Below are 23,646 nucleotides of genomic sequence, written 5' to 3'. Positions count from 1 at the left end.
ACTATTTTGTCGGTTGAGGAAATAATTTCTCCAGATTTTCAAATCCGATTATTGCATTTTTAGGTAAGTTCTCACCTTTATCACCAAATACATACATTGCGTTTTCCTTTTCGATGGTTACCTTACTTTCATCGTATTTACCAGATTTATCTTTAACCGCAGCGCCATTTAGCTTGAAGTTTTTAATCAGAAAATCGTAAAGTGCGATGCGTTTATTGATACCAAAATCATGTTTTTCCGCTGGAAGATGAACATTTTCAACTTTATCTTTCACGCCATAATAACCGTACATTTTTTGCAGGTAAGGAAAATCATGCTCGGGTGTGTGCGCTGTCCAATCGCTACCATCCGAAACCAATAACTGAGGTCGCGGAGCTGCCATTGCGGCCAGTTCTACATTATCTGTTCCGCCGCCACATTGATGGATTGGCATACCACTTTCGCAAGGACAACCGCCATAAAAGTATGATGACATGGCAACCACTGGTGCACTTAATTTTATCCTATCATCCATTGCCGTCATTAAAATAGAATGACTTCCAGCACCCGAACCACCACTGATGCCAACTCTTGAGGTATCGGTTTCTTTTAAGGAAGTGAAATAATCCAAAATTCTGATTCCCCCTAAAGTTTGTACGGTTTGCGCTAAACTTTTTCGGTGATCTTCGTATTTAAATTGAAGCATCGATTCACCCCAGGCAAATAAATCGTAACTAAAGGCCATTGCGCCCATACGTGCAATTGTAGCACAGCGTAACTGGCAATCGGCCCGGTAACGTTGTTTTTCCCAATGCCCATCAGGACTTAAAACCACAGGAATTTTGCCCTTTGCATTTAATGGTTTATACAATGAGCCATTTATCCAAACGCCAGGTAAAATCTCTAAGGCAATATTTTCAACTGAATAGCCATCAAAAATTCTTTTGGCTGTAATGATTGGTTTTGAGTTGATTTTTGCTGGTAATGGCGATAACATCAAGGCTTGGTAAAGCGCTGGTTTGATTTCAGCTTTGCGCTTTTCCCAAGTGGCTTTGTCTGTATATTTTGAGGCTAATACATCTAAATAGTCCCATCCATCCTGCACTTCCCAACGGTAATATTCGTATTCTTTTAATTTGTAAACGCCAGGTTTTTCTTTGTTTACTTTCATATCCAAAGGCGTAAGCACATTGGCTATCGTTTCGTCGACATCCGCACGGAAACGCCAATTGGCATAGTTTACCCATTTGTCTTTTACCTGTGGTTCTGAATATTTTATTTGAACTTTAAAACGAGTTTGAATTTCTTTTAAAACATCGGATAAAGGTTTCTTGTAAAGATTATCGGTATTTTGGTTTTGGGCGGAAAGCTGATTGATACTAAATAAAAAAAGCAGTATTAATAGAATTGAAGTTCGGACATAAGTCGTCATTTCGAGCGATAGCCGTGAAATCTTTTTAATCAATTTAAAAGATTTCTCAACTACGGTCGAAATGACGAACCAGGATGATGAATTATTTATGCTCATGGTTCTTCATTTTTAGTTTCACCAATAACTGGAGCAGTGTAACCTTTTAAAGATGGCCAAATACCATTTTTAATTTTCTTCAATTTCAACTTTGATGGGTCAACCACTACATGTTTAATTTTTTGTCTTCTCCAAGTGTAAATGAAGTGGAGCATTCCATCAGAAGTCTGTATAACAGCCGGATACGAATACTGACTAATTGGCGAATCCTCTAATATCAGTGCTGCAGACCACTCTTTTCCATCTTTAGATATTGAAACATTTAGTGGTGTCCTTGGTCCCTTAGCTAAATCGCCAGGAGGCAAAACGTGGTTGTAAACCAAAACATGGCGACCATCTTTCATGGTTACTGCATCTGTTCCCGAATTATTATTTGGTAAAGATGTTTTGGTCATTGGAGACCAGGTTTCTCCATTATCTTCTGACCACGATTCTGCAATTGCCCGGTTGGCTGTTCTGGCTAAAATCTGTAATCTCCCATTGCCATGTTGCAAAATACTTGGCTGAATGGCTTTAATTCCATTCTCAACCAACGGACCAATCGTTCTCCAGGTTTTACCATTATCTTTTGTTACTTCAAAATGGATTTTCCAGCCATTGCCCTCTTTACTTGATGGTGCAAATAGATTTCCATTGCTAAGCAATACTGGTTTGTTCTTTACCGGACCAATATTTCCATCTGGCAATTTTGTCGCATCCGACCAGGTAATACCACCATCTTTCGAAGTTTTCATCATGCCCCACCATTCAGATGGTTTTGGCCCGATTTTGTAAAACAAGATTAAATCTCCGCCAGGAACCTGATATAAAACAGGGTTCCAGGTTGGCAACCTTTTACCATAGGATTGAATACCGTTTGCAGCAGAAACTGGCGCTAACCAATTACCATCAACAAAGCGACTAATGTAAATTTCCACATCAGGGTCACGCTCTTTTGTACCGCCAAAATAAGAAGCCACCAAACCTGTTGGTGTTTCTGCAATGGTTGCAGAATGACACGATGGAAATGGCGCTTTATCATAAAGAAATTCTTGCTTTACAATTCCTGTCTGCCATTTTTCAACTTGGGCGTTGGCTGATGTTGCCAATGCTAAAACAAATCCTAATGCAATGTATATTTTACCTTTTAACATAATATTTTAATCTACTTGTAATGAACGGTCGTCATTGCGAGGCTGGATTGAGCGAGCCGAAGCAATCTTTGTTTTTAAAAAGAGATTGCTTCGTGCCTCGCAATGACGAAGAGCTGAAGCATTCCGCCACTATTGCTTTGCCTTTTCTTTCTCTTCCTTAATTTTCTTTGTATAAGCGCTATACAAAGCTCTCCAACTTCTGCCGTTGTTATTCAACATTTGCTCTGATTTCGTTTTATAGATCTCAAAAATTGCCGAAATCTGTTTCATATTTTTATAGTCTACTGCTTGCTCACGAGCTTGCTTTAAGAAAGCCAAAATCTTCGCTTCTTCATCTGCAGTTAAATCTGGAACAATGGCTTTGTAACCTTTCATCGTGAAATCAACCTTACCAATCGTGTATTTATCCAAAATAACTTCTACTTGTTCTGGCGATAAATTTTGATTCAAACCATCCATTAAAGCTTTGTGAACGGTAGATGGAATAGCAGAATCAGTGATGATTTGCTTGTCTAAATCACTCAATTTATTACCAGTAACTGGGTTTATTCCATCGGGAACTGTTGAAGATGGATGCTCGTTATGCCAATCTCTAATCGTGGTTAAATGAACTGCAATTACATTTTCGACAGCAGTTTTTTTCTTCGCGTCTGTTAAATTTAGTGCAGCAACCCATTCTTTCGATTTCGACAGAATTTCTTCAGTCACTACAATATCTTTAGTTTGACTGTAAGCATTTGCTGTGGATATCAGCAATGCGCAAATCAAAAATGGTTTTAATAATTTTCTCATAGTGTTATTTTATTTTGGTTATTATATTTTTAAATATCCCAATATATTGCTGTCATTCTGAGAGCAACGAAGAATCTGTAACCGATTGGCACTGCCTAAAATTAATCCACTGATTCTAGTTCGGTGGTATATTTACATTGCTTTTCTATAGCCTGGAGATTCTTCACTGCGTTCAGAATGACAAAGCCTGCTACCTCTTCCCCACCACAAAAGAATAATCGCCGGAGCCAACCTCATAAACTGCTCTGCCGTTATCCATTCTTATAAATTTTAATTCTTTAATCGATTTTATTTCCTCTGAGACTTCATTTCTATTATTCGTGGGAACAAAAACCAAAGCTGTTGTATTTGGTGGAATACTTACTTTCCAGTTAAAACGGTTATCAGTTTTAGTATAGCTGCTATTAATTAGACCATAAACCGAGTTATAACTTGCATTAATCGAATTTAAACCAGTAAGCATTTCTGGCTTTAAAGTGATTTGCTTAAACGCAGCTGTTTCAGATTTTATACCGGCTAAATTTTCGTAATACCAAATCAGCAAATCGCCAAGCATCATTACATGGTTTTGCGAATTCATTTTAGGGTCGGCGGTGTTGCCATTCCATAACTCCCAAATCGTTGTCGCACCATTATCAACCATATAACCCCAACTTGGATATGTTTTTTTCGTTGCGATGGTGTAGGCCAAATCCGGTCTGCCGTAATCGTTCAAACAACGCATTAACCATTGAATCCCAACCAAACCATTACTCAAGTGGCCTTTATTGGTAACTTCAACTGTATAGGTGATATTTTTAAAAACACCATCCACTTTATCCTTTGGCACCATACCGAAATAAAGTGGAATAATATTATCGGTTAAAGCATTTGAAGCGTAATAACCTTTTTCATTATAGTATTTCTGATTGAAAGCATCTTTAATTTTATCACCCAAAACGTCATAAGTTTTGATGTCATCTTCGTTGCCAATTGCCTTGGCAAATTGCATCATCAACTGCGTGAAATGATAATAATAAGCCGTAGAAATTAATGCTGATGGATACTTTTTATCGGCACTTTTACCTCGGCCAAATTCAATTGTAATCGGCGGCATGCACCAGTCGCCATAACTATCTTTAGTTAAAATGTAATCTTGCATATAGCGGTCTCGCATATAAGCCAGCCATTTTTTCATTGCCGGGTAATTATCCCGAACGGCAGAAACATCGCCATTTTGCTTGTACAACATTTCTGTAACCAAAAGCATTGCACCTGGCCAAGTCATGTTATCGCTATAATAGCGCCAAAAGGCAGGCGCAACATCTGGTATTGCTCCATCTTCTTTCTGCGAATTACGAATATCCTGTAACCATTTTGAATAAAAACGACCATTATCGAAAACGAAACTTTCGCCATATGCAACCGCACCTCTATCGCCTAACCAAGGCATACGCTCGTTGCGTTGCGGGCAATCAACCGGAATGCCTTTATAACTTCCTGCAATTCCCCACCAGGCATTTTTAAAAATCTGGTTCGTCAAAGCATCCGAAGTTTCGAATGTACCAACGGTTTTAATGTTGTCATAAATCATCTTGCCAACAAAATCACTCAGCGAAGGCTGATAAGTGTAACCGCTCAATTCTACATACCTGAAACCACGATAGGTAAAAGTAGGTTCCCAGGTTTCTTGTTCGCCACCTTTCAAAGTGTATAAATCGGTACATTTCGCATTGCGAAGATTGGCTGTAAAAAGCTCGCCATTTTCTTGTAGTGATTCTGCAAAACGCATTTTAACCTGTTTTCCACGCAAGCCTTTAACTTTGATTTGCAACCAGCCAACCATATTCTGCCCCATATCCAAAATATATCTTCCACCAGATAATTTTGATATTGAAACTGGTTTAAGCGTACTCATCACACGCATATTTTCATTCATTTGCGCTTCAATTGTACCGCTTGGCTCTTGCACAAATTCTGCTTTTGCCCACTTGCTGTCGTCAAAACCTACGTTATTCCAGCCAGAAGCTTCTTTCGTGGCATCATATTCCTCGCCATCGTATTCGTTATTGGTACGAATTGGCCCATCAGTTGTACCTTTCCAACTATCGTCTGTATCAATATTCGCCGTAGAACCATCGCTATAAACAATACGAATGTTCATTAGCATTTTAGGAAAGCCAAAAGTTTTGATTTTGTAAGGTTTTTCATTTTGGCGCATGGCGAAGAAACGACCATTGCCTAAAACAGCTCCTACAGCATTTTTACCACTTTTGATGTATGAGGTAACATCGTAAGTATTGTATTTTACATTTTTGGTATAATCTGTTGCTGTTGGTGATAAAACATCTTCCCCAACTTTTTTCCCATTGATGTACAGCTCGTATAAACCTAAACCGATGATAGATGCAGTGGCAGATTTCACGGTTTTAGCGGCTTGAAATTCCTTTCTGAAATACCTTGCAGACAAACGTGAATCAGTTTTGATATTATCCCAAGGGAAAGTCCTATCGAAACCAATCCATCCTTTTGGCCAATCTTTATAATTCAATAAACCCATGGAAAAATAGTTATCCGCCGACCATTCGCTTTGACCAACATTCGTCCAAATTTTAACTTTCCAGTATACTTTTAACCGACTAACGAGTGCTTTTCCATCGTAGTTAACATGAATTGATTCAGATGAATTAACCTTTCCGGAATCCCAAATATCACCCTCATTAGCTTTTAATTTTTCTGCTGAAGATGATGCTAAAATTTGATAGGCAGTTTGCATTACATTACGTTCTTTAGCAATAATGTGCCATGCAAATCGTGGCTTTTGTGCATCAATTCCCAAAGGGTTTTCCAACATTTCGCAAGTGGTTTTTTGCAAAGTGATTTGCGCCACTGATTTTGAAATATGCAGAAACCAAATGCTGATGATTGCTATGTAGATTTTAATGTTCATTTATGCTTCGCGATTGATTACACTGATTATTTATTATTTGCACTTTATGTCGGTCGTCATTTCGAGCGAAGCAAAACGAAGCCGAGAAATCTTTTCTCTAAGTTCAAAGATTTCTCCACTGCGGTCTAAATGACGATGTAACAGTCTATCTGTGTTCATCCTTTTTATCTCTGGTTAATTTAACTGAAAAATCAAAATACAAAGTCATATCCAACGTCCTGTTTGGTGCCTTATCAAAATCGTAATAAATATTTTTCATACCCATTGGCCCTGTTGTTTCTGGTTTTTGTGTTTTTGTTCCAATCGCCGAAATTCCATTCATAAACGAAATATCTCCATTCGGAAAAGTCGGACTCATATTATCATACTCTGTATCCTTTGATTTTTTTGGCGTAAACAACCTTAAAAATACATCCTCTCTATCCGTTACCACTTTAAAATTTTGCGTTTTGCCGATAAACTCACACCAATACATATTAGCGTGATAACCTTTAAATTCTGGATATTGCCAGCCTGGTTCTCCAGTTGCAGAATCGTTATAATCCTTTTTCCAAACGCCAAACTCAGTGCCTTTCATTCGGTTTTTCCAAACGCGATAAGGTCCGTTTCCTTTATATTCAACCGATTTAATTTCCGTTTCGGGATAAGAAAAATTCAATCCCACGAAAGTGGTAAAGTATTCGGATGGAAAATATTTAACCTGCATTTTTAGCCAACCCGATGGATAAATCGTCCATTCTAAAGTATTCCAGCTTTCTTTTTTATCATAAGTTGATGAAATCACCAGATTTTCACCATCCATTTTGGTCTTAAAATTTTTAAAATTATTTATACCTTCCTGCAAAATCGGGCCGTTTGAAAATGGGATAATGCCTTTTGCATTTTTAGCTTGCTTCAATAATCCGCTTGTTTTATCGAAAGTTAGCTCAATACCATTTGCAGAAACTTCATAAACCGAAGCCGTTTCTTTAAGATTTACTTTCGATGAACCAGTTTTAACCACAATTTTATCTGCATCAGCTTTAGGCAGCGAAATTGGGAAACTCCAGGTAAATAATTCTTTCCCATATAAATCCTTGATGGTTAAATACAAAGCATCAAAATTTCTCCAATCGGCAGGGAGATTGATTTGTAATTTCCCATTTTCAAAAGGCTTAATATTTGGTGCATCGGCTTTGCCTGCTTTAAATTCTGCATCCGCTCCGCTTGTTTTCAATTTCTTCAATTTCCACTCGAAACTGCATTGATTAAGATTGGTAAATGCGTAACGGTTCTCCAATAAAAACGAACCATCAAAACCAGTTGTCATTTCTTTTTTCTCGACAAAAACAGGACTCCAAACTTCTTTTATAGTAAAGAAACTACCCTCTTTTTCGTGATATGGCCCAACAATTCCATCAGGACCGTGATTGCCATCGGTATCTAATTCACCATTTTTATCAGTACGCACTACAGCCTGGTCGGCAAAATCCCATAGGAAACCACCTGCCGAAAGTGGGTTATGCCACATCGCATTCCAGTAATCTTCTATACCAGCGCCATGACCGCCATCCCACATACCATGCAAAAATTCGGTCGGCATTAAAATATTATGACCATGGTCGTAATTGCCAATCCCATAATTAAACTCACGGTAATGTGTAGTTTCAAAACCATTAAAAACCTCCCAAGGATGAATTAAAGGGCGCTTTTGAATATCTTCATCAGCAAAAAGATGGTCGAGTTCTCGGTTGTGTCCGCCCTCATTTCCATTGGCCCAAAATATTATTGATGGATGATTTTCATCATTTACAACCATTTCTTTGAACAGTTTCGTTCCTGTTTTAGTATCGTAATTGCCATGCCAACCCGCTAATTCATCCATCACAAATAAACCCAGCGAATCACAAACGTCCAAAAAATGCCCATCGGGTGGGTAATGCGACATACGAACCGCATTCATATTCATTTCTTTCATCAACATTACATCAGCTATGCTGATTTTTTTACTCGTTGTTCTGCCAGATTTTGGATAGAAAGAATGACGGTTTACCCCTTTAAATTTCATCTTCACACCATTCACATAAACACCATCGCGTTCTTTAACTTCAACCGTTCTGAAACCGATTTTATTGGTAATTTGATGTATGGTTTTGCCGTTTTTAATTAACGAAATGGTTGCGGTGTACAGGTTTGGAAACTCTGACGACCAAAGCGCAGGATTTTTAAATTCCTGCTCAATTTTAGTAGAGCCAGCTGTGATTTTAGTTGAAAAATCATTACCAAATTTCTTTCCATTCGCATCCGTAAGTTCTACATTAATTTTATCGGCTGCGCCGGAAGTAAAAACATTTGCCGTAAAAATGCCGTTTGCTTTTGCATCAATCTGAATTCTATCGATGTAAGTTAGCGGCAAAGCTTCTAAATAAACCGGACGGAAAATTCCACCGAAAATCCAATAATCCGCTTTGCGTTCGGCTTCATTTACAGATGGATTAGCAGAATGTTTAGCAACTTTAACTTCCAGTAAATTTTCTCCTGATTTTAAAAGTTTAGAAATATCATATTTGAAAACATAAAACGAACCTTGATGAATCTCTCCTGCTAATTTTCCATTGATTTTAACTTCGGTATCCGTCATCGAACCCTCAAAAACAATATTTATTTTTTTGTTTTTCCAATCTGCAGGAACGGTGAATTTATACTTATAAAGTCCCTCCTCTTTTCCTTTGTTTGCTTCCTTATTAAAACCGTAATTGTACTTTCCGAAACCTTGTAATTCCCAGTTTGAAGGCACAGGAATTGTGGTCCATTTCCCAGCGTTCATGCCTTCTGAACAGAAAAAATCCCAATTAATAGTGTTATCATTTCCAGTTCCCGAAAGATATAATTTCTCCGTTTGTTGTGCTTTTAGGGCTCCAAACATCATCATCGAACAAAGAAAAAGTATAAATCTAAGTTTCATTAATTGGTTTTAAATTGGTTGGTTAATGGGTTATCGGTGCGGAAAGGTAATGCTGGTAAACCGTTACTGTAAAAGTTTCCTGTCGGACTTTCCGTCCAGTTATAGCGAACGGCAGTTGGTGCTGCAATTTCTTTTGAAGAGACGACAACTTTTCCGTTTTTTATAATTGCATCGGCCTTGACAAAATTCTCATCTTTACCTGCAATAGTAAATCCTGTAATATTTTGATTTGATGATTTTAAATAATCAAATTCCAATAAAGCTTGATTATTTTTAAAAGAAACCGCTTTAAAAATCGGGCCCGAAAAAGCTATTTTTTGGTTGTAGGTTTTGCCATGCGCCAATAATCCTAATCTTCTGCCTACTTCCCATTTATAAGTTGGGTGCAAATCGCCACCGTTGTCATTTAAATCTGAGGTAGAAATCATTCCAGTATTCGGCATACGCAAAATTTGTTGTTGCGCTTCCCAAAATTTTGGTTGGGTTTCAGATGTAAGTACAACCTTATCGCTTTTTTGCTTACTATAATCATAAGGTGCAATTTGTACATAATAAAAGGGTAAATCTTGTTCGCCCCAAGCTTTTCGCCAAAGGTTTATTAAGGTTTTCATTTTATAAGCATAGCTGATATCTTCGTTTAAAAAGCAATTGGTTTCGCCTTGGTACCATAAAAAACCACGGATTTTATACTTAGAAAGTGGCTCAATCATTGGCGTATAAAATTTACCTGGGTCGTTACTAACTTTTACATTTTTAAAGTAAGATTCTTGTGCAAATGCTTCTGGAGCAACCCAAGGTTCGATGGCACTGCCCGAAACTGAGGATGAAATCATCCCCACAGGAACGCCTAATTTCTCTTGAACTTCCTTGGCGAAGAAATATCCCACGGCTGAAAAAGCTTTCAAAGCAGAATCTTCTGCTACAGCCCAACTTTTATGTATAGAATCGGGTTTTGACAACTGTTTTCGATTAACCAGAAAAACCCTGATTTTCGAATTGTTTGCTTTTTCAACTTCATCAGCTGGGAAACCTAACTTTTCATTTTTTGGCTTTGGAATTTTTGCCAGCTTACGCATTTGGTATTCCATATTCGATTGCCCAGAACAAAGCCAAACTTCGCCAACCAAAATATTGCTCAATTCGATTTTATTCGAACCGTTAATGGTCATGGTTTGTGGTGTTGAAGAAGTTTTTAGTGGCGTTAAAATGACCGCCCATTTTCCGTCTTTATCGGTAATGGTTTGCTTTTTTTGCCCTGCGAAAGTAACGTCAACTATTTCTCCTGCTGATGCAAAACCCCAGATATTGATGGGTTTATCGCGTTGCAAAACCATATTGCTGGATAGGATTTGTGGCAAAAGGATTTTGGCGTTTGAGGTTAAGGAGCACAAAAGGATAGCTAGCAACAAAAGAGAGTGCTTTACCGAAAAATCGGGACGGGCTGTACCTCGCAATGACGACCGACTAAAAAGCATTGACTCTAAGGCGGTCGTCATTGCGAAGCTGGACTCGTGCGAGCTGAAGCAATTTAACTTATCGAATGAGATTGCTTCGTTGTGCCTCCTCGCAATGACGGCATATTTAAACTTATTTCCCATCCTAAAACTCCTCCGTTTTTAAATACTTAATTGAATAAACCGCTTCTTTTTTCTCTGATTCTCCCGCATTTTTTAAATCGTAAGTCTGGTCGGCGGGTGTATCTACATTAGGAAAACGACGAACCTCGCCAGTACGGAAAACAATACGGGAAACATCAGCCACAGGCTGAAAAGCTAAACTTAATGAAAGTTCTTTTCCATTAACTAAGAGCGAATAAAACCTGGTATGCGCATCTAATTTTAATTTGATATCATAACTTTTCCCAGCTTCATATTTCATAAAATTTTTATAACGGGAACCATTCTTACCACTTAGATTTCCAGCGGTATCAAAAGTTAAACGAACTGAGGCCAATCCTTTAGCATCTTGTAATTCAATCTCCAATAAGCCAAAATCATTTTGCTTCGGTGTTACTGAAAATGAAGTCATAATCTTTTTCGAAGCTGGAAAAATCCTTTCTGCCTTTGCATAATCGAATGGGTCTTTATCTTTTAAAACCAAAGCGCCATTTTCAACTTTTACAGGTGCCCACAACGGACTATAAATATTCCAAGGCTCTAAGCTTCTAGCGTTATTAAAATTATCATCAGCATGCTTTAAAGCCTTTTCATTTACAGGCAGCGGAACCGAAGAAACCCAGATATCTTCCTTGTTCATGCTGTAGGTTACCCATAACTTGCCATCCGCAGGTTTTCCATTTCCCTCAATAATTCCGCGTACATATTGCGGACCGTAAGATTTATAGTTTCCACCATAACGCATTGGCGTAATTTCACCATGAACCAATAACAGATTTGTGTAGTCTAAGCCACTTTTACTGGTCGAAATCGCCAATGGCCATCTATATTCCGATGGATTATAAACCGTCGCGTAATTTCCGTCAGCCGTTTTTTGTCCCCAGATTTTAGCATTACTATTTACGAATCCAGGCGCACGAAAAGCACTTTCAGGCCAGCTTTTACCGTTATCCTTACTAATAGCTGTTAACGCATTTTTCCACAATCCAACCACTCTTCCGTCGGATAAATGGTAGTAACTGAAGGCCTTATATTGCTTTTGTAAGGTGATTAAAGGGTCTTTTCTATCGGCCTCTTCATTCCATTGTTGCGTCATTAACTTATTCGCCAGCAACTCCTTGCAAGCGGCAACGAAGGCTTTGTTTTTGCTTTTTGTAAAGTAAGGATATTTTGTATTTTGCTCAGAATAGCCAGGATTGTAATGAATAAAATAAATCGGTCCGTATTTGCCATCGGCTTGAATTTCACGTACGGCTCTGCCAATTCCATGACCATCATTCGGGTCGTCTTTTGCATCAAAACTAATCGCATAAAAACCTAAAACCAGAAACACATTCTTGGTAGAAACATAAAAACCCATGCGTTGATGCATTACCGCATCTAAATCTTTAGCCACATCGGTTCTGCCCTCCTTTGTTGTACCATCAGCAATTCTATAAATCGGAAAAATCACATCAGGCTTTGTCCAGGTATAACCATCTGCTGAAGATTGCAATAGGGTTTGTCCTGGCGGGATGCTTTCTCCAACTTTATCGCTTAAATATTCTACATAAAATTTATTGTTCCAATAGGCCAGCATTGGGGCATGGTTATATGTCCAGCCAAAGTTTTCAGCCAATTCCGGATGTTCTCTGTTTGCCCTGAAAGTTTGAATATTGTGCACACCAATTACTGGCGTAAGTTGCCCATGATGATAATCGGCATTAACCAGGGTTTTACCTGTATAACGTACGGTATCTTGCGCTTGTGCGTTTTGCATCGCAAAAGCGAACGGCAGGATTAGGTAAAGTATTTTTAATAGTTTCATTTATTATGCATTTCGTCATTGCGAGGCTGGGTTTGTGTGAGCTGAAGCAATCTCATTTCCATTAATCCTTTAAATGAGATTGCTTCGTGCCTCGCAATGACGGTCTAAATCGTTATTACTATTTATTTATTCCTTTTCAACTCCTCAATCACTTTCTTTTTCACTTTTATTATCGTTCCATGCTTATGCCCTTCTGGGATAGAAACCTCTTTGGTTACATCCTTAAAAGATTTAAAATCGGCAGTTTTGTAAGCAGAGTATGTTTTTTGTCCGTAGGCATCAAAATAAATCAGGTAATCGTTCTTAACCTTTACAACCGTTGGTCCTTCTGTTAATTTCGGACTAAAAGTTTCTGAAACATTTTGGTATGGACCTAAAGCATCCTGAGCAAAAGCAACTTTTAAATTCCGATTTGGTCGGGTATTATCCTTTAAAACCAACACGTAATCTTTGGTTGCTCTTTTTACAATTACAGCATCAATCACACTAAAACCTGGGTCTAAAAACAGCTTTGTATCAGAGAACGACTTAAAATCTTTTGTGGTGATGCTGTACATCCTGTGGTTATTTTCTTCCTCCTCAATACCTTTTTCAAATCGAAATGGAATGGTTGAGGCCCAGATAATTACAAATTCCTTTTTCTTATTATCATAGAAAATTTCTGGTGCCCAAACATTTACGGTTTTTGGCTCATTCGCCATCACTGGAAGAAATTTTTGCTCACTCCAGTGAATTAAATCTTTGGATGATGCATAACCGAAACCTTTATCGCCTTTCCAGCTACACGTCCAAACCAAATGAAATGTACCATCTGGTCCTTGAACAATCGATGGGTCTCGCATTACCTTCTGTGTACCAATTTCAGGCTTCAGTAAGGTTTTGTCCAAATCTGTCCAATGGTATGCATCATCGCTATACAGCATTCTCAATCCCTCGTTTGCAGGTTCGTGGAATGATGTAAAGATGTAAGCTTGTTTTGAGCAAGAGTTAAGTCCGCACAAAGCCAAGCCAATAATGGCTAAACGTAGGGTTAATATGATTTTTGATATATACAATTGTTTAATTTTTCTTTTTTTAGCGGTCGTCATTGCGAAGCTGGGCTTCTGCGAGCTGAAGCAATCTAATTTTTCGAAGAGATTGCTTCGTGCCTCGCAATGACGAACGTTTTAACCTTAACATCGCCTTAATTTCTAAAGCTATCGTCATTGCGAAGCTGGGCTTATGCGAGCTGAAGCAATCTAACTTTTAAATGAGATTGCTTCGTACCTCGCAATGACGTGCTATGTGGCAATGACGACAATCCTTATTCTACAGTTTATCCAAAATTAATACCCAGTCATTACCATTTGCAGGTTCGCCTGGCGGATTAAACGCCTTAATCCCTTTATTTTCAAACTTTCCAATAACAGTTGTTTTTCCTGTTCTTGGGTCGTACCATGATGCAGAAACTTCATCGCCATCGGTTTTACCTAACTGAACACTAAAAGTTCTGCCTGTGTAGGTATAAAACATGGCAAAATCTTCACCTCTGGTTGCTAAAACCCTATCGTATTTTTCTCCATTTTGACTTGCAACCAATGTTTGGTCAGGTACACGGTCGAAATAAGAACGCGATAACATCAGGTCTTTCAAATATTTCATTTGCTGTGCGCCCGGAGAATTTATGGCTTCAATCCATTGTTCTTTCGGACCATAAGCTGGTTTTAAATCAGTTTTCTTGTACATCTGCATTACGGAATTGTGTCCGTAGGTGTAACCGAAAGCACCAGCAAAAACCGACCAATAACCATATCTTCGCACATCAGCATCATTCCATCGTGGTTGTGTGGTATCGTGTAAGCCTTGCGGAATACCCTCGTAAGATGGTTCTCCATCAATAGTTGGCTTCGTAGGCTTAAGTTTATAATCCGATTCAATGTATTTCCAGTTATCCTCTCCATAATGCAATTTTTCCTTGGCAGATGTATCCTGGTTATAGCGACGGTGGCCCGATTGAGACATATTAAAATCGCTCCACTTCGCATTTTGAAACCACTGTGAACCTGCCGTTCTTCCTCTTGGATGGAAAGTTATTAAATGATTTGGGTCGTTTGCCCTCAGCGTTTCACCAATCGCATTCCATACATTTAAACCATCACTGCCTTTAATATCCCCGCCATTTAACCAAATGATATTCCATTTTTTTTTATATCTATCTGCTAAAAACTTGGCATAAACTTTTGCTTGCGCTTCGTTCACTTTTTTCTCTTTTACATTCGTACCCCACACCGGAACCAAGGCCATGTACAAGCCTTTTTCTGCTGCTTTATCTACTACATAATCGATGTGGTCCCAATAATCATAAGCCGTAGAATCTTTATGATTGTTTTCATCAGTTACCAATGTTTTAGAAACATTTTTACCCACCAAAGCAGAATCGCCATAAATATTTTTTGTCGCTACATCATGCAAAACCATTACTTGAATAACATTGAAACCTTTCTGTTTTCTATCTTCCAGATAAGTGTTCGTTTCCTCGCGATTTAATTTACTGAACAAGAGCCAGCCTGTATCGCCCAACCAGAAAAATGGTTTTCCATCGCCTGTGGTAAAATATCTACCATTCTCTGATATTAAAAGACTTTTATCACCAAAATGAGGTTTTTCCTTACAACCAAAAGCAATTGCAGAAATCACAGCGAGTAAAAATATTTTCAATTTTAAATTCATTCTTTATATTTTATTTATGATGATGACCTCGTCGCCTTTGCCAACTTTGCTAAATTTTGCAACAGCATTTCCATTTATTTTTTCTTCTTTCAGCACCGTTCCATTCTTCGTGTCTAACACTTTAACACTGAATTTTCCGCTGATTTTAGTTAAATCCAAAGTCGCTGCCTCTGATGAAGAATTGTATAAAATGTAAGATTTGCCTGCATTTTCCAAACCATATTCCTTAGTATTTTTTCCTGCCGGAAGAAAAGGTTTCATCGTTGAGATCGCATCAAGCGTAGCTTTATTAATATTTTGAACATTTGATAGTGAGCCACCAGCCATTAAAACTGCCCATCCGAAACTGTCAAAGTTATCACCAGAATACATAACTGCTTTCTCTGGAAATTTAGTTTTATATTCAGAAACAGCGTGATAAACTTCCTCAAATGATGTTTTCTTCGGTTTTAGCAAACGAGCGTGTTGGCGTGGCGCTAAATTTTGTCCACCTTGTGGTGCATAGGCCGTTCCATCTGCCTGATAATGCCAATATCTGATGTCAATGATATCAACTACTTTAGCTCTTTTTGCATCTGCTAAAATCGCATCCTGCACATCTTTAGTAACACTTAAACCAATAATCGGATGCTTGCCCGTTTCCTTTTCCCACTCTTCAATCGTATCAATCCAGAATTGAACAAAATGCAGCGGACCAGTAAATTCAGCACCAATTAATTGAATAACACCAGTGTTTCCATTAAAATTCTCCAGACATTTTCTAATGTAAGCTCGGTGTATCGCTTTGCGATGTTCATTAGAAATATCGTAAAACTGCTCGGCCATGAAAATTCGCTTATCTCCAGCGTACGGAACGGGCTCCGGGAAACCTGTGCTGTTGATGTTGTTTGCTGTACGCCACGGGAAATCGGCATAATGTGCGCCTGCTTCGATAATATTATGCTGAAAATAATTTTCGTGAATTAACACCAAGCTCTTTTGGTCGGCAAGATTGGCGAAAGTTTTTAACCTATCCCAATACCAAAGGTTATATTTCGTGATGTCATATTTACTTAAGCCATCCCAAGCGGTTTCCTTTCCGCTACGAGCGAAAGGCAATTCGTAAAAAGGCGCCCAAACTTCTCCATCCATACGACGGATGCGCTCATGGTCGTCTCGTCTTCTATCATACCAAAGGCCATAATTATGGTCGATAACTTTTAATGAACGCCTTTGCATCGAATCCGTAATTTCATCCAAATCATCAGTTAAACCATTTCCTTCACGACCAGGAACAAAACGAGTGATGTGAAATTTGGTGTTTTTTAATCCATGCGGGCGAGCACTGCCGTTCCACCAAGGTACATCCTGTCGGTTGCCTAAAACAATTTCGCTGCCACGAACTAGCCAACCGTTTTTAATAACCATTGCATCTGGTGTATTAGGCTGTATTACTTTATCTAAACCTATCTTATCTATATTTTTAGCTTGATTTTTTTCCAGAGGAATTTTATTCCTTTCTGCAGCTGCATCAATGTATTCAGAAACGGTTAAAGCTGGTTTATAAGCCAGTTTAGTTAGTTTTTGAGCAACATCTACAGGCGGACTGCTTGAGGCTTCGGTTTCAACTGGCAAAACAAAGGCTCTGGCATCAACTTCGTTGCCCAATCTATCTTTTAATTGCGCATAATATAGACTGCGTGGTTGAATTTGCTCGTTTGACATATCCCAATAGCCATTGCCTGAGAATTGTGCCCAGGTTCCGAAAGCCCAATTTTGGGCAGTTGGCGGTTGCGGATTATCAACCCTTGCTGCACTACATTGCCAAAAAACGCTATTTGCTGCACTCCAGCCTGCACCTTGGCCATCCTGACCGCGGTTTAAATAACTTAATGCTTGTCCATCAACATTCACAATATCAAACAAAACCCCTGAAGCCCAACTATCAATTGTGCCGCTGAAACTGAAAGGCAAATAAGATTGGCATTGAACGAACACGTTTGGTCCTGGCGCACAAAAACCTATCGCGAAATCGTGGTAGCCATATTCAGCATACAATCTTTGGAAAAGTATTTGCTGACCAGTAGTGTAAAAGGTATTGCGACGTTCGCCTCCGATTTCAGAAATTGGTGCTAATGATTTACAATCTTCAACAGTAATGCGTTTAGCAGTTTCTAAAACATTAACCGCAGACCCTGCAAAATGCTCGAAAACCACCTGACGAACCCAAGCATCCTCCACGTTTTCTAAACTGATAGCCGTCCAACGATGGTATTCATCTTTAATATTTTCCTTGTGATAATCAGATTCGAGTTTTAAATTTTCTACACCAGATTGAGAAATTCTTCCATCCCATTGGTATTTTGAAACCGTTCCGCCACCAAATTTAGCATCTAAAGCAGTTGTTATTGGCACATCGAAAGTAATCGTTGTACCGTTAATCGCTGTAATTTTTCTATCGAAATGAATATCTCTTGTACCCGGTTTCCAGCCTAAAGCACTTTCGCCACCGCCAAACTCAGTTGTTTTAAAGATTTCAATCCATTCTTTAGTTGATGGACGGTGAATCATGATTTTGTCGCCAATTTTAAAACCTGAGGCATTTGATAAAGTTAATTTAACAGAATTAACCGGAACGTAATTATCGCTAATGGCAATTGGTTTTTCTTCAATTTTATTATTTTTGCCTAAAATTCTGATTACGCCAATTCTATCTAAACCTGTAGCAAAAATTTTAGTACCATTTTCCCCCATTCCGCTACCACGCAGTATAACGCCTGAAGCTGAAATTTTCAAAGTTCCTGCTACTTCATAATTGCCTTTTTCTAGTAAAACAGCGCCACGTAAACCATCTTTACCAATCGGTAGTTTTGAAACATAGTTGATTGCAGATTGAATGCTTAACGTAGCATCTCCTTTTAAAACAGGAACAACAACTTTAACAGCTGCATCAGGAATTGCCTTTTCACCAGCCATATATCCTGCAAAAGAAAAATCAGGAATGCGGTTTCCATTTTCGTCTGGTGTGTAAGCCAATTTACCATCTTTCCCCTTAAAAATTGGCTTTGGTGGTTCAATCGGTTTTGTTTTCTGACCAAAAGCAAAACTTGTTGCAAATAAAAGTAAAACCGCCATTGGCAGTGCTTTCATTTTATATATGTGGTTAGTTTTTGGCATTTTTCTTATTATACATCCCGTCATTGCGAGGTACGAAGCAATCTTTATGCTATTTACTAGAGATTGCTTCGTGCCTCGCAATGACGAAATGGCTGTCTATCGTGTTTTACATTTAACCTCACCCTATTCATGTTTGTGGTTTGGTTTCTTATTTGCAATCCCTCTCCTTGAAGAGAGGGAACAATGTTCTTACTAGTGGTTAAAATTGGTAACGATTAATTCCCTCTCTTTTAGGAGAGGGATGCACTACATTAAGTTTTACTTCAAACTTTCAAAGGGTGAGGCCTTTTTGCTTATAAAATTACATTGTACCTCGCAATGACGTAATGGTGAAGTCTTGCGCTCAAGTCTTTTTACTTTCTACTTTTAACTTCCTTAAGGCCTCACTTTATTCACATCAACCAAACTATTTAAATACACTTCGATATTCGAATAGCCTGATTTGGTAACTTTCCCTGCATCTTTTGCATCTTTCGGATTTAAGCCGTTTTTAATTTCCCATGCGTCAGGGATACCATCATTATCACTATCTAAATAAGGTTTTCCTTTATATTCTGGATATCCGCCAACCTGACTAATATCCGAAATAATTCCTTGTTTATATGAATCGGCAGACAATCTGCGCTTTACATAACCTTGTTTTTCTGTTAGATGTGCGCCCTCAAAAACCTCAATTTTCCCTGTTGCTACTTGCTTAATAATACGTTTATCTACTGCATCGCGTACCGGTAAACTTGCACCGGCATTGGCCAAAACATAATCGTAAGCTTTTTTTGTATCGATGATGGAAATTTTCGCCATTGGCAAAGGTTTATCTGTGCGAATAGAATCCAATAATTTTTGCTTATCGCGTTTACTTTCTGGCTGAATGCCTCCATTCCAATTATTTGCAGTTACCTTTTCATTACCTTCAACAATATTTCCAGTAACATATGCACGACCGAAATCATTCACAAAACGTTTATCTCGGCCAGATTCTGGCTTTAAAATGCGATAAGAAATTGGTTCTCCAGCAGGTGTAATTGGTCCAGGTTTGTAATAATTGTTGATGAAACTATAGAAAGAAGCATTATCGCCACCATCTGCACTCCTATTCCACCAGTTAAAAATTACGTTGTTGGCAAAACCGAAATCACCATACATACCAACAGATGGATTTCTACTGATATTCGAAGCCCAAAGGTTGCGCATAAAGGTAGAATTTAAGCCCCCAATGGTACTTCCAAAAGCGTGATTATAAGTATCCAAAGCCTCAGAAAAAATAGAATTTTGAATAGTGATGTTTACTGTAGGCAATTTCTCTGGCTTCGAACCATCTTTTGCATTGTAAACATGGCGGTACATCGACATATTTTCATCCAATCCCCAACTTGCAGAAACGTGGTCAATCATTATATTTCCTACCGGATTACCGCCAATCGCATCATCTCTACGGGTTACATCAGTTTCTCCGCGACGGAAACGCATATAGCGAATCACCACATCATGCGTATCAATCCAAACCGATTCTCCGGCAATACAAACTCCATCACCTGGAGCACTTTGTCCGGCAATAGTAATGTATGGCGCACGAATGCTTAAAGGTGTTTTTAAACGAATAATTCCCGCAACATTAAAAACTACAATTCTGGCGCCACCTTGTTCGCAAGCTTCGCGTAAAGTTCCCTTACCCGAATCTTCCAAACTTGTAACCACATAAACTTTACCTCCACGACCGCCAAAAGAATAAGCGCCACCACCTTCAGCGCCTGGAAAGGCAACAATTTTTGATTGGGGTAAATCGCTTGGTTTTGCAGCCCATGGAATATAGGGTTTACCGGCTTTAGCATCGGCATCAATAATCGGCTTTATTTTTAAAAACTGCTGGCTGGCCCGGCTTTCAAGCTTCGCCATTAGCGAATCTGCCTTTTTTTCCATTGCTTCCGGTATCACCGGATATTGAGCAAAAGCCAAATTTCCAATGCCACACAGCGTAATCATCCCTAAACAAGAATTCCAGTTACGCATATTAATTAGGTTTTACAGTTGAAACGTTAACCACGCTATTTAAATAGTTTTCGATATTTGAATAACCATTTTTGGTGATTTTAGCGGCATCAGATGCATCTTTCGGATTCAATCCATTTTTTAACTCGTAAGCATCTGGCATGCCATCATCGTCAGTATCTTTATAAGGTGTTCCTTTATATTCCGGGTAACCGCCTACTTGTGAAATCTCGGTGATAATTCCTTGTTTGTAAGAATCGCCAGGTAATCTGCGGTGCTCAAATTGAAATGCTGATGGTTTTGCATCAGGATGTACTTCGATAATTCCGGTGCGAACTTGCTTAACAACTCTAGTATCAACCGGGTCTCTTTTCGGTAAAGTTGCGCCAACATTAGTCAACACAAATTCTTTTGCCTGTAAGGTTGGGATGATGGATATTTTTGGCATTGGGAATGGTTTTTTAGCCCGCATTGCAGCAAAGTATGGCGATGCTTGTTCAAAACTCATCAAGCTACCTTTTTTATCTTCAAGCTGAACACCACCATTCCAATTATCTTTGGTTACTTTGTCATTTCCTTCAATAATATTTCCCTCCACGTGTGCTCTCCCGAAAACCACATAAGGCAATTTACTACGGCCAGATTCTGGTTTTAAAATACGATAAGAAATCGGATCTTTTAGTTCGGTTACAGGACCTGGTTTATAATAATTATTGATGATGTTATATTGTGCGGTATAATCGCCACCATCGGTTGAGCGGTTATTCCAGTTGAAAACCACATTATTTGCAAAGTTGAAAATACCGTTCCAGCCAATTGATGGATTACGAGCGCCATTATCGGCCCAAAGGTTACGAACAAAAGCACAGTTTTCGCCACCCAAAGTAGAACCGAAAGCATGGTTCCAATAATCTAAAGCTTCAGAAAAAATAGAATTTTGTATGGTGATGTTAACCGTTCCTAACTTATCTTCAATTTTACCTGTACTATCATTATACATGTGGCGATACATAGACATATTTTCGTCTAATCCCCAACTTGCAGAAACGTGGTCAATCATAATATTTCCTACCGGATTACCACCAATCGCATCATCACGGCGACCAACAAAAGTTTCGCCTCTACGGAAACGCATATAACGAACGATAACATCATGTGTATTTAACCAAACCGATTCGCCTGCAACACAAACACCATCACCTGGCGCTGTTTGACCTGCAATGGTAATGTATGGTGCACGAATAATTAATGGTGATTTTAATTTAATGATACCAGCAACATTGAAAACAACAATTCTGGCTCCGCCTTGCTCACACGCATCACGCAAAGAACCCGGACCGCTATCATTTAGGTTTTTCACCACAATAACTCTACCACCGCGACCGCCAAAACTATAAGCACCACCACCTTCAGCACCTGGAAATGCCAGTAATTCTGATTGTGGTAAATCTGTTGGCCTACCTGCCCAAGGAATATATGGTTTACCCTGTTTAGCTTCAGCTTCCATAATCGGTTTAGCTTTTTCCCAGGCAATATTTGATTGACGAGTAGCTGCCTTCATAATCGAATCAGATGCTTTTTGAACATCGGCAGGGATTTTGGGGTATTGCGCAAAAGCTGAACCAGCTGAGAGAATTAATGCTGATGAAAATAGCAGATTTAATAAGTTCTTTTTCATTTGTGTTTTGCTCGTAAAGAAAACTAAGGAATAGCCGATAATTTTATTTAGGAAAATTCTAATTGAATTTATTAATTATGGCTCAATCTATAGCATTCTTTGGTTAAAAGTTTTGGTTAGAAAGTATATTATCTTTCAAATTTGCAATCTAAAAATAGCCTTTTACTGTATAATTTTCGCTATGTATTGTACAATATTACCAATCGAACAAATAACACACAACAAATCAAGTTCATTATCAAAGCCGTGTTACAAGGTAAATAAAAAATTCATATATAAATGTAACATTCTTAAATAAAAAAGGAGAGCACTCGCTGCTCCCCTTTTTCAAACCAAATATATATAAAAGTAGCGGTGCTAAATCCGCCATACAGCAAGCAATTTAATTTTGCATTTTTATGCTCACATCAATGTAAGGTCTTTTCTGCAAATCTGTTGTTACCTGATTGATTAACATCATACCATATTTACCTTCAGGTGTTAAAAAGAATACGGCACTACCTGGAGCCAAACCCGCCGCAGCCGTTGTTGCAACTGTATTATTTAGATTTATAGTTCTAGCTTTTGCCAAGGTTTCGATAGTTGAACCCGAAATGGCACTAGTTAAAAATATTGTTCCCTGATTAGTAATTGGCGCACTAAATTTTGTAGCTCGTTTTGTCCAGGTGCTTGTATCATAAATTGGAAAAACTGTAGCCGGTGCCGTTGTATTATACAGATTTACAGCATATTGAGTAACACCTTGTGCATCTTTATACATTGTACGATAAATACCAAAATCTATTTTAGCAGCATTTGTCGCTCCGTTAGTGTAACTAAAACTTGTAGCATCGTTTAAAGAAAAGAATGAAGGCAAAACTTTAGCAGTCGAATCTGGCAAAAAGATATCTCTGTTTGCGAAGATTTTATAGCTTGGATTTACATCAATGGTTACTTTTTTGTATCCATCACCAATATAAATTCCTTTTTGATTTAATGCATAAACTCTAAAGCTTTGCTTACCATCTCTTAGTGCGGGATATGTACTATTGGGAATTTTATAAATAAAAGAAAAACTTCTGCGCTGTGCAGGATCCGAAATCGGAGTTGTAATTCTTGATGGTGTTGTAGTTCCAGCCGATGTTTCTATAACATACGAATACATATCTTCTACAGCAGAATTAATCGTAAAATCAATCCACACCTCATCTTTATCATTTACCACTTTGTAATCAGTAACACAACGCGGATCGCTATTGTTAAAAGTTACCGTAACATCTTTAAACATGGTAAATATATTTTCAGATTCCTTTTTGCAAGAGGCAAAAAACATAAGGCTTAATGCTAAAAGGAATAACTTTTGAATATTTTTAGTTTTCATTTTTAATATTATTAAATCAAACAATCTCT

13 protein-coding genes are annotated in these 23,646 nt (G+C 38.3%); all 13 read right to left on the bottom strand.

The genetic code is table 11. From position 1 onward, the window contains the following. Position 1: 1 nt before the first annotated feature. Positions 2–1,507 (bottom strand): acetylxylan esterase, encoded by a 1,506-nt coding sequence (locus tag QWY86_RS18260; protein ID WP_290244198.1) that lies wholly within the window; start codon positions 1,505–1,507, stop codon positions 2–4. Beyond that, complete coding sequence (locus tag QWY86_RS18255) at positions 1,504–2,640, bottom strand: sialidase family protein (protein WP_290244196.1); 1,137 nt, start codon at positions 2,638–2,640, stop codon at positions 1,504–1,506. The genes QWY86_RS18260 and QWY86_RS18255 overlap by 4 nt, the downstream gene beginning before the upstream one ends. 129 nt (positions 2,641–2,769) lie before the next feature. Further along, a complete protein-coding gene (locus QWY86_RS18250) occupies positions 2,770–3,432 on the bottom strand; it encodes a DUF3826 domain-containing protein (protein WP_290244194.1) in 663 nt (220 codons plus the stop codon). A gap of 190 nt (positions 3,433–3,622) precedes the next feature. After that, a complete protein-coding gene (locus tag QWY86_RS18245; protein WP_290244191.1) occupies positions 3,623–6,361 on the bottom strand; it encodes an alpha-L-rhamnosidase in 2,739 nt (912 codons plus the stop codon). A gap of 145 nt (positions 6,362–6,506) precedes the next feature. Continuing rightward, entirely contained in the window at positions 6,507–9,305 is a 2,799-nt protein-coding gene (locus QWY86_RS18240; protein WP_290244190.1) for a glycoside hydrolase family 2 protein, read from the bottom strand. Next, on the bottom strand, positions 9,305–10,663 hold the full coding sequence (locus tag QWY86_RS18235; RefSeq protein ID WP_290244188.1) for a sialate O-acetylesterase: 1,359 nt from the start codon (positions 10,661–10,663) through the stop codon (positions 9,305–9,307). Before QWY86_RS18235 ends, QWY86_RS18240 begins: the two co-directional genes overlap by 1 nt. Positions 10,664–10,904: 241 nt before the next feature. Further along, positions 10,905–12,728 carry a sialidase family protein gene (locus QWY86_RS18230; protein ID WP_290244186.1) on the bottom strand — a complete coding sequence of 608 codons (1,824 nt, stop codon included), beginning with the start codon at positions 12,726–12,728 and terminating at the stop codon, positions 10,905–10,907. Between the two features lie 122 nt (positions 12,729–12,850). Then, positions 12,851–13,783, bottom strand: a complete 933-nt coding sequence (locus QWY86_RS18225; RefSeq protein WP_290244184.1) for a glycoside hydrolase family 43 protein — start codon at positions 13,781–13,783, stop codon at positions 12,851–12,853. Positions 13,784–14,036: 253 nt separating this feature from the next. Next, the gene (locus tag QWY86_RS18220) at positions 14,037–15,437 is read right to left on the bottom strand and encodes a glycoside hydrolase family 140 protein (protein ID WP_290244181.1); all 1,401 of its coding nucleotides are present in this window, start codon (positions 15,435–15,437) and stop codon (positions 14,037–14,039) included. Between the two features lie 3 nt (positions 15,438–15,440). After that, positions 15,441–18,566: a DUF6298 domain-containing protein gene (locus QWY86_RS18215; protein WP_290244180.1), complete on the bottom strand. Its 3,126-nt coding sequence runs from the start codon at positions 18,564–18,566 to the stop codon at positions 15,441–15,443. Positions 18,567–18,968: 402 nt separating this feature from the next. Further along, positions 18,969–20,600 (bottom strand): polysaccharide lyase, encoded by a 1,632-nt coding sequence (locus QWY86_RS18210; protein WP_290244178.1) that lies wholly within the window; start codon positions 20,598–20,600, stop codon positions 18,969–18,971. A 1-nt stretch (position 20,601) separates the two neighbouring features. Beyond that, positions 20,602–22,257: a pectate lyase family protein gene (locus tag QWY86_RS18205; RefSeq protein ID WP_290244177.1), complete on the bottom strand. Its 1,656-nt coding sequence runs from the start codon at positions 22,255–22,257 to the stop codon at positions 20,602–20,604. Positions 22,258–22,639: 382 nt separating this feature from the next. Continuing rightward, the gene (locus QWY86_RS18200) at positions 22,640–23,617 is read right to left on the bottom strand and encodes a hypothetical protein (protein ID WP_290244176.1); all 978 of its coding nucleotides are present in this window, start codon (positions 23,615–23,617) and stop codon (positions 22,640–22,642) included. Between the last annotated feature and the right edge of the window lie 29 nt (positions 23,618–23,646).

It is taken from the genome of Pedobacter aquatilis (assembly GCF_030409415.1).
In the GTDB taxonomy this organism is placed as follows: domain Bacteria; phylum Bacteroidota; class Bacteroidia; order Sphingobacteriales; family Sphingobacteriaceae; genus Pedobacter; species Pedobacter aquatilis.
This window is presented reverse-complemented; position numbering and strand designations above follow the sequence as displayed.